The sequence below is a fragment of the Staphylococcus lutrae genome (assembly GCF_002101335.1).
Taxonomy (GTDB): Bacteria; Bacillota; Bacilli; order Staphylococcales; family Staphylococcaceae; genus Staphylococcus; species Staphylococcus lutrae.
This window is the reverse complement of the sequence record NZ_CP020773.1, coordinates 2463992-2476362: the sequence shown is the minus strand read 5'-3', so window position 1 is coordinate 2476362 and position 12371 is coordinate 2463992. Positions and strand designations below refer to the sequence as shown.

Annotated in this window: 11 protein-coding genes, 1 pseudogene and 1 riboswitch; of the genes and pseudogenes, 10 read left to right on the top strand and 2 right to left on the bottom strand. The window is 36.5% G+C overall.

Annotated elements, in window-relative coordinates; genetic code table 11:
• Positions 1-108: 108 nt before the first annotated feature.
• Positions 109-246: riboswitch (FMN riboswitch) on the top strand.
• 63 nt (positions 247-309) lie between these two features.
• Positions 310-855, top strand: a complete 546-nt coding sequence (locus tag B5P37_RS11495) for an ECF transporter S component (protein ID WP_085238340.1) — start codon at positions 310-312, stop codon at positions 853-855.
• Between the two features lie 361 nt (positions 856-1216).
• Here the strand turns inward: B5P37_RS11495 and B5P37_RS11490 are convergent, their stop codons facing one another.
• On the bottom strand, positions 1217-1465 hold the full coding sequence (locus tag B5P37_RS11490) for a ferredoxin (RefSeq protein ID WP_014613875.1): 249 nt from the start codon (positions 1463-1465) through the stop codon (positions 1217-1219).
• A gap of 104 nt (positions 1466-1569) precedes the next feature.
• Here B5P37_RS11490 and B5P37_RS11485 point away from each other — a divergent pair, with 104 nt between their 5' ends.
• The 7 genes and pseudogenes from B5P37_RS11485 (at position 1570) to B5P37_RS11450 (ending at position 9184) form a co-directional block, all read left to right on the top strand.
• Complete coding sequence (locus tag B5P37_RS11485; RefSeq protein ID WP_085238339.1) at positions 1570-2517, top strand: helix-turn-helix domain-containing protein; 948 nt, start codon at positions 1570-1572, stop codon at positions 2515-2517.
• Complete coding sequence (locus tag B5P37_RS11480; RefSeq protein WP_085238338.1) at positions 2510-3886, top strand: RecQ family ATP-dependent DNA helicase; 1377 nt, start codon at positions 2510-2512, stop codon at positions 3884-3886. The genes B5P37_RS11485 and B5P37_RS11480 overlap by 8 nt, the downstream gene beginning before the upstream one ends.
• A gap of 170 nt (positions 3887-4056) precedes the next feature.
• On the top strand, positions 4057-5271 hold the full coding sequence (locus B5P37_RS11475) for a LysM peptidoglycan-binding domain-containing protein (protein WP_085238337.1): 1215 nt from the start codon (positions 4057-4059) through the stop codon (positions 5269-5271).
• Positions 5272-5577: 306 nt separating this feature from the next.
• Positions 5578-6560, top strand: a pseudogene (locus B5P37_RS11470) (YpdA family putative bacillithiol disulfide reductase); the annotation flags it as partial.
• A gap of 167 nt (positions 6561-6727) precedes the next feature.
• The gene (locus tag B5P37_RS11465) at positions 6728-7585 is read left to right on the top strand and encodes an Rgg/GadR/MutR family transcriptional regulator (protein WP_085238335.1); all 858 of its coding nucleotides are present in this window, start codon (positions 6728-6730) and stop codon (positions 7583-7585) included.
• Positions 7586-8012: 427 nt separating this feature from the next.
• Entirely contained in the window at positions 8013-8369 is a 357-nt protein-coding gene (locus tag B5P37_RS11455) for an MFS transporter (RefSeq protein WP_085238333.1), read from the top strand.
• On the top strand, positions 8315-9184 hold the full coding sequence (locus B5P37_RS11450) for an MFS transporter (protein ID WP_145951850.1): 870 nt from the start codon (positions 8315-8317) through the stop codon (positions 9182-9184). Before B5P37_RS11455 ends, B5P37_RS11450 begins: the two co-directional genes overlap by 55 nt.
• Positions 9185-9321: 137 nt before the next feature.
• On the opposite strand, the gene B5P37_RS11445 is transcribed toward B5P37_RS11450, so the two are convergent.
• The gene (locus B5P37_RS11445) at positions 9322-10290 is read right to left on the bottom strand and encodes an asparaginase (protein WP_085238331.1); all 969 of its coding nucleotides are present in this window, start codon (positions 10288-10290) and stop codon (positions 9322-9324) included.
• Positions 10291-10363: 73 nt separating this feature from the next.
• Here B5P37_RS11445 and cmk point away from each other — a divergent pair, with 73 nt between their 5' ends.
• Positions 10364-11023 (top strand): (d)CMP kinase, encoded by a 660-nt coding sequence (gene cmk, locus B5P37_RS11440; protein ID WP_085238330.1) that lies wholly within the window; start codon positions 10364-10366, stop codon positions 11021-11023.
• An 88-nt stretch (positions 11024-11111) separates the two neighbouring features.
• Positions 11112-12296, top strand: a complete 1185-nt coding sequence (gene rpsA / locus B5P37_RS11435) for a 30S ribosomal protein S1 (protein WP_085238329.1) — start codon at positions 11112-11114, stop codon at positions 12294-12296.
• Positions 12297-12371: the final 75 nt, after the last annotated feature.

The following is a 12371-nucleotide window of genomic DNA, read 5'->3' as shown; positions in this document are numbered from 1 at the left end:
CCCTCCAATATCGTCATTCCCTTTAATGGTGCACCAATGGATATGGATTGCAAATTAATTGTATTCACACCTGTAGTCATGTAAACTATTAAAGAAAATAATAAAAAAATTCATCTTCGGGGTCAGGTGAAATTCCTAACCGGCAGTAAATTAAGCCTGCGACCTGCAATAATGTATGTCATTGTTGCAGCTGATCTAGTGAGATTCTAGAGCCGACAGTTAAAGTCTGGATGGGAGAAGATGGAGGTTTATTTGTGATGCATTAATATACCTCCTATTCAACTCAGATGAATTGATTTGGAGGTTATTATGAAGCAAAAGCAAACGAGACAAATGATTACCATTGGGATGCTGAGTGCAATTGCCATTGTGCTCATGTTTATTAAGTTTCCACTACCTTTTTTACCCCCTTATTTAACGATTGATTTTAGTGATGTCCCCGCTATTCTTGCGACATTCACGCTCGGTCCGATTGCAGGGATACTCGTGGAACTCATCAAAAATTTACTCAATTTTTTCTTTAACATGAGTGATCCTATTGGTCCTATCGCTAACTTTTTAGCTGGAACAAGTTTGTTGTGGGTCAGTTTCCAAATTTATCGTTCAAAAAAAACAATGTCGCAACTGGTATTAGGTTTAGTCATTGCGACACTCGTCATGACAATTGTTTTAGCTATTTTGAACTATTTTGTCCTGTTACCACTGTACGGATTGATTATGAATTTAAGCGATATTACACACAATCTTAAACTCATCATTGCTGCAGGGATTATTCCTTTCAATCTGATTAAAGGGACATTGATTTCGATTATTTTTGTACTTTTATATCGTCGTATTGGGCATATATTAAAATAAAAATCGCATGACATACTTTTGATTCAAAATCAAAGTGTGCATGTCAAAAAGCCACAAAATGCATGAATTTATGCACGTTGTGGCTTTTTATAATAATAGGGGACAAAACCATGTAGGTCTATATGCGTGTCATCCAAGGAGTCAAAAGCTTAGACTTATGCGTGATTAAAAAGGTGAAACACCTTCATAACCGTTAAAGCGTCCTTAAATGACAATCCATTTCAGCAAGCTTATCGATAGTGAATTTCAAGTCCTTTAACATCCCCTACATATGATAGTGGCTTGCCCCTTCATCTTAGTTTACTTAAACCTTTAGTTGTTTTATATTTATATTATAGACATCGTGTCTTTCACTCTATAATTATTCAAATTTTAATGCGTCACCATCAAATGACTCTTCTTCAACTTTAATCGAGTCAGTCGGGCAACCTTCGAATGCATCTTCAAGATCTTCATACAATTCCTCAGGCACTGGAGTTGTCCCTTGGTTGTCATCTAAAATCACATATGCAATCCCTTCATCGTCGTAGTCATAAATGTCTGGAGCCGCTGCACCACATGCACCACATGCGATACAAGTATCCATATCAACAATTGTGTATTTCGCCAATTTAATTCGCCTCCCTTTTCAAAGTACCATACGCACATTATAATTTTATTGTAGTTCTATGGACTTGTTTTTTCAATATATCCGTTTTTAATCGAGGTCTAAACATGAAGCATTTCATTCATTTTTTATATCATCATGCATCAGCCTACAAAACTAAAAAAAGCATCTTTAATATTATCATAGGTAAAAAAACTCATCAAACTTTTTTTGATGCCGTTTCTTTAAATGTACTGTCATTATTTGGTAGTGTACCCACGTTGACACCAGAACAATTCGAAAAGGTGATTCGTTGTGATGATGTACCTCAGCCCATCTTGACGGATAATCATGTTCATTTTCAAACATTAGTAAAAACATTTGAAACATTACAATTACTCGTTCAAACGTATTCCTATATTAAACATGATACGCGCGCTTTTTTGCCAATTACGTCAAATACTGATATTCATCATAAAGTTCGACATCTCTATCATGACATCGTTCATCATGACCAAACAGAAGCATTTGAAAATGAACTATTTAAGCTGTTTGAGACTTTACATTCAACGGATGACACTCCCAAATATGCACATTACCTACTGACGGGATACGATGAGCCCATGTATACGCGTCAACAAATATGTGCCATAGAGTCAATCGACATGGATGACTTATTCGTAGCACTGTATCAAGAATATTTGATGATTTATCGTATATTGAAACAATCATCAAGTTTTCCGATACTGTCGCAATGTATCATGTCTATGGACGTCTCTGAACGTGTCTACAAGACTTATCACTTGTTACAAGACACCCATGCGATTCCTTGGATTGCCAAACAACAGCAAGTCAAAGAGACCACTGTAGAAGATCATATCCTTGATTTATTTATGAAAGAAAAGTTGACCAACTATGCTGATTTTTTTAAATCGCCATACCAACCCTTTGTCACCTACTATCACGCACACCCTTATCAGCGACTTAAAGTTTATAAGGAACGCTTTGAGGCATTATCATATTTCGAAATAAAACTCGCCATTATCGGATATACAAAAGGAGAATTACATGCTTAACGCTGCTTTGAACCGTTATTTTGGTTTTTCAACATTCCGTCCGGGCCAAGAAGACATTATCACCAGTGTGTTAGCCGGGCAACATACGTTAGGAATTTTGCCTACAGGAAGTGGTAAATCCCTTTGTTATCAATTACCAACATATATGCTTAAAAAACCTACACTGATCATCTCGCCCTTAATTTCATTGATGGATGATCAAGTAATGCAAATGAAAATGCAAGGCGAGCAACATGTTGTTGCGATACATTCAGGAATGGATCACACTGTCAAAAAAAGGGCGTTACAACAATTATCACAATCAAGATTTATTTTTGTAAGCCCAGAATTTATTTTGCAATCCCATCATTTCAAACATTTTCAAAATCTTACATTTGGTTTAATTGTATTCGATGAAGTTCATTGTTTATCTGAATGGGGATTTGATTTCAGACCCCATTACGCATTGATGGGGCGCATCACCAAACATTTTAAAAACGCAACAGTTCTTGCGTTAACGGCGACAGCAACACGACATTTACAAAAGGATTTACAACGCATCATCGCACAACCTGTCCACGTCATCGAACATTCCATGGATCGACCCAACGTCTCGCTGTCTGTCAAATTCATGGCATCGTATGAAGAAAAAATAGATTGGCTATTGGACTTTATAGCAACATCAGGACCTACCATTGTCTATGTGTCCTCCAAAAAGGTAAGCTTAGATTTAGCAGAGAAAATTTATCAATCTGGTTATTTAACCGGCATCTATCATGGAGACTTAACTTATCAAGAACGCCATACCGTTCAACAGCAATTTTTAAAAAATGACATCCGTATCATTGTTGCAACGAGTGCATTTGGTATGGGCGTCAACAAGCCTGATATTCGTACTATTGTTCACTTTCACCTCTCATCATCGCCTAGCAACTACTTACAAGAGATTGGTAGAGCTGGACGTGATGGATTACAAAGCCAAGCGATTGCACTATTTCAACCTGATGATCAATATTTAATGGAGAACTTAGCCTTGTCCCATTTAATTCGTGAAGCGGATATCGACTTATATGCGCATGGGCAGATGATTGATACTGAAAAGCTTGAAATTCTTGACATTTTAACAGCATACTATGCCATGCCTGAACTGAAGCAAATTTTCAAAAAAAATGAGGCGTTGAAAAGTCAAGGCTACCGACATATGTATCATTACATCTTTACCCAACAATGTCGACGTCAATTATTGTTGGATTATTTCGGTATGTCAAAAGAAACAACGACACAATGCTGTGATCAATGTGAAGCAATTGTGCCTATTGTAGAAAAAAACAGAAAAAAAGTGAAAAGAAAATTAACGTATGAAGAAAAACTATCCCATTTATTAGAATAGATTCCACGATGCTTTAACTTTTGATTTAAAGTCGTTATAATTTAAAATGAATGGTATCAACATCATACAACACAGCATTCAAAATAAAAATGAAATGAGCAGAGTGAAAATGTCTCGAGGTTTCATTTTCAAAAAAGAACCATAAATTAATAAAGAAAGGATGATTCTTCGTGTCGAAAGATAATTTTAAAGATGAATTTGAACGAAGTCGTCAAGAAATAAAAGCCCATCATCAGGAAGAGACGACAGAAATCAACCACAATGAAGATGAACAACCTCAAGTAACTCAAAAAGAACAACAATTCCCACCACGAAATGCTTCTAGACGTCACAGAAAAAGAGACTTTGGTATAGGAAAGTCAAAATCAACAGAGCAACCACATACGACAAAACAGCCTCAACAAGTGACATCACAACAATCTGAATCAGAGATGACTGAACCGTCAAATGAACAAGACACGCATGGACAGGTGCAAACAAGTACACATCAAGCAGCACCGTCTCAACCCAAAACAACATCTCATTCTAAACCAAAATCTGGAACACGCCAGTCAGCATCTCACGAATCTCAACATAAAAATGAGCGTTCCGATAAAGAGACATCTAAAAATGTAGCTGCATCGACGCAACATCAACAGACTGATAAAAAAACAGAGGCGCATGTGAAAAATGCAGCAGCAACTACTGCCGCAACACACAGTTCAGACATAAAACAGACAAATGACACGAAACATGCATCTCAAAAAGCGGGTGTCGGGGGTGCGACGGTCGCAACTACAGTGGCATCACAGCAACACGAAACAGCGGAAGCAAACACACAAACGGTCGTATCAAATGGTAAGCGTGCTGGATTTTTCAAAAAACTGTTACCACTACTTGCAGCAATCATTCTTTTGGGCACAATCGCGATTTTCGGTGGGATTTATTTATTTAATCAAAATCAACAAAACGATATTTCCAATGAAGTCGCACAAAACAAAGCGGCCCAAAAAGCGTCTCAAAATAAAAAGCAAGAGATAACAAAACAAGATGAGACACAATCAGACAAAGCAAACGAAAACGATTATGCACGTCATAGCAAGACAAATTCTAACGATAAAGCAGATGAAAAATCACAATCTGATGGACAGTCCGAACAATCCGGTGCATCAGATGCCAATAATCAGCCCCAACAAAATCAAGCACAAGGGACACAACAAAACAATCAACAACCAGGGCAAAGTGCTGGAGGCCAAACGCATATCGTGACTGGCAACCAAAATCTGTATCGAATTGCCATCCAATATTACGGAAATGGCTCACCTGAGAACATCGAAAAAATAAGACGTGCAAACGGGATAAATGGTAATAACATTAGTGATGGGCAACAACTCATTATTCCATAACACAACTATAAGATGACCTCTCCGAAATGACACAACCTGATTCGTTAATTGAATAAGGTTGTGTCTTTATGTGGCTTGGATGTTACTGAAACGACACCACTCAATTTGAGGAGTCAATCAGTAAGGAAGCACTGACTTCACAAACTTTTCAATTTTGTATTACCATAAAAATTGGTATAATTATGGACGAATTATCACAGTTCTTATAATATACGGTGCTAGTATTTGAATTAGGAGGCAAAAAAGCGCGTTAAAATAGCATAATATGTGTTTACGAACTAATATTTTTAACGTTCTTGTATAAACATGAAAACTGTAGAAAGTATTATTATCGGTGGTGGGCCTTGTGGTTTAAGTGCGGCCATCGAACAAAAGAAAAAAGGGATAGAGACACTCATCATTGAGAAAGGGAATGTCGTCAATGCGATTTATCACTATCCAACCCATCAAACATTTTTCTCTTCAAGTGATAAATTGAGCATTGGAGATGTGCCATTTATCGTTGAAGAGTTAAAACCTCGTCGTAATCAAGCCCTTGTATACTATCGTGAAGTAGTCAAGTATCATCAGCTTAAAGTGAATGCTTTTGAAGAGGTGCTAACGGTTAAAAAAATGAATGATCATTTTACATTAACGACAACAAAAGATGTGTATCAATGTCGTTATTTAACCGTTGCGACAGGTTATTACGGTCAACACAATACTTTAGAAGTCGAAGGTGCTGAATTACCTAAAGTGATGCATTATTTTAAGGAACCGCACCCTTATTTCGACCAAAATGTTGTCATTATCGGAGGTAAAAACTCAGCAGTAGACGCTGCGATTGAATTAGAAAAAGCAGGTGCACATGTCACAGTCATTTATCGAGGACCTTCATATGCTTCAGCAGTGAAGCCATGGATTTTACCAAACTTTGACTCACTCGTCCGTCATGGCCATATACAAATGCATTTTAATAGTGAAGTGAAAAAGATTACAGAAGGGACCGTTACGTTCGAAAAAGAGGGAGAAACCTTAACCATTGATAATGACTATGTGTTTGCGATGATTGGTTATCACCCTGATTATGATTTTTTGCGTTCTATCGGCATCGAAACACGTACAACAGAATATGGCACACCGCCTGTGTATCATCCGGAGACGTATGAGACAAATATTGAAAACTGTTATATTGCAGGGGTTATCGCAGCTGGTCATGATGCAAACTCAATTTTTATTGAAAACGGGAAATATCATGGAGAAGCGATTGCGAACGATATTCTCAGTAAAAAACAGAACCATTAGAATCATCACCCATTTTCGTTTGTTCAAACACCACTCACATTAAAAGCGCTGTTTGTTTCAGACGAAAACATTTGACAACCTTTGAGCACGATTGTTTTAATCACTCAAAGGCTGTCAATAATCATTCTTTTGTAGTTAAAAATTCCCACATTTGCAAGAGAAGGTGATTTTATTGGAACATTTCGGAAAAATTTTCAAAATCTTCAGAGAATCTCGTGGTTTTAAATTGAAAGATATTGCTGAAGAGGGGATTTCAATCTCACAACTTTCCCGTTTTGAGCATGAAAAAACAGATTTAACAATTGGAAAATTTATATTGGCTTTAAACAACATGAATATGTCTATAGAAGAATTTATGTATGTCATGAGTGATTGTCATCTTAATCAATTGAATGAAACACTCTTGAAATTGAATCAATTGATTTCAAACAAAGATATAGAAGGTATGAAACAGCTACTCATCCATACCTCTACAAATCATGTTTCCCCACCTTACAATCAAAAATTGAATTCAATACTAATCAAGTCCAAACTTCAACAAGTCACCCAAACGCTCTGTTTGTTAGACGAAGATGTACGTTATTTGACAGATTACCTTTTTAAAATAGAGTTTTGGGGCTATTACGAGTTACTAATTTTTGCCAACACTTTTGAAGTCTTAAATCATCGTACTTTCATCATGCTCTCAAAAGAATTATGTAAACGATCAGACTTTTATAGCGCGATACCCGCAAATCGACAACTCATCGCACATATGTTGTTGAATGCTTATCTGACTTGCATCAAAAGAAACGAATGGTTGGATGCCTTATACTTTAAGACGCAAATCAAGGTCTACAATTTTAATGAGACTGAAGTCTATGAACGTCTTATGTTTCATTTTGCATCGAACCTTTATGATTATAAAAAGTATCAATGCACACAAGCGATTCTAGAAATGGAAAAATGTATAACAACGTTAAAAATGATTTCTTGCCTACACCTCGCATCACAATTAGAAAACGAATTAAAAAGCGCGACCACAACGTAACACGATTTGTATATATGACAAATAAATTCATATTAATAAATGCATTGTAATATAAAGATATGCGTATACAAATTCAAAGCGATATCGCATCGGGATCTCATTGTAAAAATTGTATGATTAAATATAGAAATAGCTGCAATAAAAAACGCAAAATCATGAAATAAATATTGATGCTGTTGAGACGACACACCATAAAACTTCCTTTTATTATGTTGATCGCGTGCGCCATCTTTATCACAGCGTATTAAAGAAGAGGCGCCGACATTTTGGCGCATGTGCGCAACACCCATATCAAAATGAAGTTTTAGATTATTAAAATGATAAAGTACCACGTAAATGTGAGAAAGGGGGTTTTTGCTCAGGAGGCTGTTTAATTTCATTGATGATATGATGATTCCCGAAGTCATAAAGTTACTGGAGGCACATTATGAGTCAATCATTTAAATCATTATTAATTGCAGAATCCTGTGCTGATTTAGCAGATGTGTTTTTCAAAGTTGCTGTTATTTCAAACATGTATTTGATTACACAATCCGTTATCTCTACTTCGGTTATTCCAATCATTTTTGGCGTCTCAGGGTTTATTTCCAGTTTTTTTCTACCTATTGTGACAAAGAAACTGAAACTTAATCAAGTCTTATACTATTCTCAATTGACTAAAACCATCGCTTTAACTTGTTTATTTTTGTTAATGCTCACGATGAAAAATCAAATTGCACTGTTCACTTATTGTCTCGTAACCATCATTTGGATGGTTTTGCTAGACCGACGAGTTCAGCATTAATTCCGCGTTATGCTACGGATTTAATTAAAGCCAACTCAATATTAGCCGTTATTTATGAAACGATTCAAGTAGTAGGTTGGGGGATGGGCGGCATACTCTTATTGTTACTTGGCATTAATGATATGATACTCCTTACACTTGTTTTATTTTGGTTAGCCAGTATCATGTGTTATTATCTGCCAACTGTAAATAAGGAAGTTGTCGAAAATGAAACGACGCTACAAAGTGTTTTTAAAGGGTGGAAATGCATCTTTTCAAACACACAATTAAAAATAATTTTAGGTATTAATTTGTTTGAAATTTTTGCAAACTCGATATGGGTCTCCTCAATTATCTTAGCTTTTATATCCATCGTTTTAAAACAAGACGAAACATACTGGGGCTACATCAATACGACACACTCTATAGGCATCATTCTTGGTGGGTGGGGCATCCTTAAGTTTTCGAGTCATTTAAATCATCATAAATCGTTTTGGATTTTTATATCACTGATTTTGACAGTCATCGTATTTTCAATATCATTAGTTTTTATAAATTCAATCATTTTCTTAGTAGCGTCGATATGTATTGGCTTTTTTTCACAATTAAAAGAAATCCCAGAGTCAACAATCATTCAAACGTCCGTCGATGAAGAAGCGCTCGTAAATGTCTATGCAGTGATAGAGGTCGTGAGTACGCTCGCTTTTTCATTGTCACTTGTGATGATGAGTGGTTTAACGGATCTGATTCATGTTCAAAACGTGTTTTGGGTTGCCGTCGCTTTAATTCTAGTGGAAGCAATGATGGTATTCAGCGTGAGAAAACAATTGAACTAACAGTTAAGAAATTAAATACCTTTGATACCTATAAAAAATAGCCGTCCCTCACTTCAAAATGGGGGGGTGGCTATTTACATAACTGCTGTTGATGCGTACACAGCAATCATTGCATCAATGCTTTATAATCACTTACACTATATATTAAAGTAATCTTGAATCTGCTCATGTTGAAAACCATTACTTAAGGCTACGAGTAATTTCAGTCTCGCTTTTTGACCATTAAGTCCATTCGAGAAGATGACACCTTTTTCAAATAATTGGTGGCCACCCCCTTCATACGCATACACTGCACTGACAATCCCATTAAACGATCTGGATACAAGGAGAATCGGAATTTTTTTGTTCAGGCATGCATTTAACCCTGGCATCGCAGTGGGCGGCAGGTTTCCTTGACCAAGCGCTTCAATCACGATGCCATCTACCTCGCAATCCGCATAAAAATTCAGCATTTCGCTACCCATTCCCATATGCGCTTTAATTAAAGGAATATGAAGCAAGGGGTCAATATTTGATAAATATTGTCGCTCATACGGTCGATGGTGAAAATAGACACCTGATTTGGTAATTACACCAAGTGGACCATGATTCGGACTTTGAAATGTGTTGGTATTTGACGTATGCGTTTTTGTAACATTTCGAGCTGTGTGAATCTCATCATTAAAAACGACCATCACACCTTTTCCGGCCGATTCATTTTCAATTGCAACACGAATGGCCGCGATGAAGTTATATAATCCATCTGAGCCGATTTCATTTGAAGAACGCATAGCGCCAGTAATGACGACCGGTTTAGATGTTGAAATAGTGAGATCTAATAGAAAAGCTGTTTCTTCTAACGTATCTGTTCCATGTGTGATGACAAAGCCGTCATATTGTGAAAGATGTTCAGGTTTTTCTATGATGTCCTTTAAAATTTTCACATGGTCAATCGTCATATGTGGAGAGGGAACATTAAAAGGCATGACTTCATCTATGTTTGCATACTGCTTTATGACATCTTGGTGGTGCGTTATCGGGTTGTCATCAGTCGTCATCACACGATTCGATTCATCTTCTGACATACTAATTGTTCCGCCTGTATGGATGACTAATAAATTTTTCATTTCAGTTCCTCCTCGTAAAATGGTTCAACATTATGATAAAATATTGTTAAACAAACGACAAGGAAGGTAACATATGAAAGCGATTAATATTGCATTAGATGGACCAGCAGCTGCAGGAAAAAGCACCATTGCTAAACGTGTGGCTGCACAATTAGGTATGATTTATGTGGACACGGGGGCAATGTATCGTGCAATCACCTATTATTATTTAAATCACAAAAATCAATTCACGCATTTTAGTGAACTGATTGCACAAATCGATTTAAGATTAGGCTATGATGCAACGAAAGGACAACGTGTCTACATCAATAATACTGATGTGACAGATTTCCTACGTGAAAATGACGTCACTCAAAATGTATCCTATGTCTCTTCAATTAAAGAAGTACGTCAATATTTAGTTGAAGCTCAACAAAACCTTGCAGCAAAAAAAGGAATTGTAATGGATGGAAGAGATATCGGGACGACTGTACTTCCTAATGCCGAAGTAAAGGTTTATATGGTCGCTTCAGTAGACGAAAGAGCTGAACGTCGTTTTAAAGACAATCAAGAAAGAGGCATCTCATCATCTATCGAACAACTCAAACAAGACATTGCGGAAAGAGATGCATATGATATGAACCGAGACATTTCACCATTAAGGAAAGCAGAAGATGCCATCGAAATCGATACGACAGGTTTGAGTATCGAACAGGTGACAGATAAAATTCTTGCTTTGGTGAATGCACTGTAATTTATTTTATTCAAACTTATCTAAATTTCTTGACAATTTAAGACTTTTATAAGAAGTTATTATTATGTAGTAGTATAAGGAGGCAATCATGATGACTGAAGAATTCAATGAATCAATGATTAATGACATTAAAGAGGGCGATAAGGTTACCGGAGAAGTACAACAAATTGAAGATAAGCACGTTGTTGTCCATGTTAATGGCGGTAAATTCAACGGCATTATCCCTATTAGCCAACTTTCAACTTATCATGTCGAAAATGCAAATGAAGTCGTTAAAGTTGGGGATGAAGTTGAAGCGTATGTAACTAAAATCGAAGTAGATGATGACAATGAATCAGGTAGTTACATCCTTTCAAAACGAAAATTAGAAGAAGAAAAATCTTATGAATATTTACAAGAAAAATTAGATCGAAATGAAACCATCGAAGCAAAAGTGACAGAAGTTGTTAAAGGTGGTTTAGTCGTAGATGTAGGACAACGCGGCTTTATCCCTGCATCACTCATTTCAACAGATTATATTGAAGATTTCTCTGACTATGAAGGTCGCGTGCTTGAATTAAAAGTTGAAGAACTTGAACCTGAAAAAAACCGCGTCATCTTAAGTCGTAAAGCGGTTGAAGCAGAAGAAAACGAAAAGAAAAAGGCTGAATTATTACAATCCATCAAAGCTGGTGATGTGATTGAAGGTAAAGTTGCACGTTTAACTAACTTTGGTGCTTTTATTGACCTCGGTGGTGTAGATGGACTCGTTCACGTTTCTGAGTTATCACACGAGCATGTCAAATCACCAGAAGAAGTTGTATCCATTGGCGATACAGTTAAAGTGAAAGTGCGTTCAGTTGAGCAAGATTCCGAACGTGTTTCTTTATCAATTAAAGATACTTTACCTAGTCCTTTCGAAACAATTCAAGACAAGTATAGCGAAGGCGACATTGTGGAAGGTAAAGTGATGCGATTAGCCTCATTTGGTGCATTTGTTGAAATTGCGAGTGGTTTACAAGGCTTAGTCCACATTTCAGAAATTAGCCATAAACATATTGGTACACCTGGTGAAGTACTTGAACCTGGTCAAGTGGTACAAGTTAAAATTTTAGGTATCAATCCTGAAGAAGAACGTATTTCGCTTTCTATCAAGGCAGCAACACCAGAAGAGGAAGTATCACAAGCTTCAGAAGAAACAACACAACAATACACGCAATCCACAAATGAAGCTGAAAACAACCCAACTTTAGGTGATGTTTTTGGTGACAAACTTAAAAATTTAGACTTATAATCATACATGATGATTATGCGTAACAATACAAAGTCATATCCTTTTATTGTTACGCTTCATTCGAGCTAGGTGCAC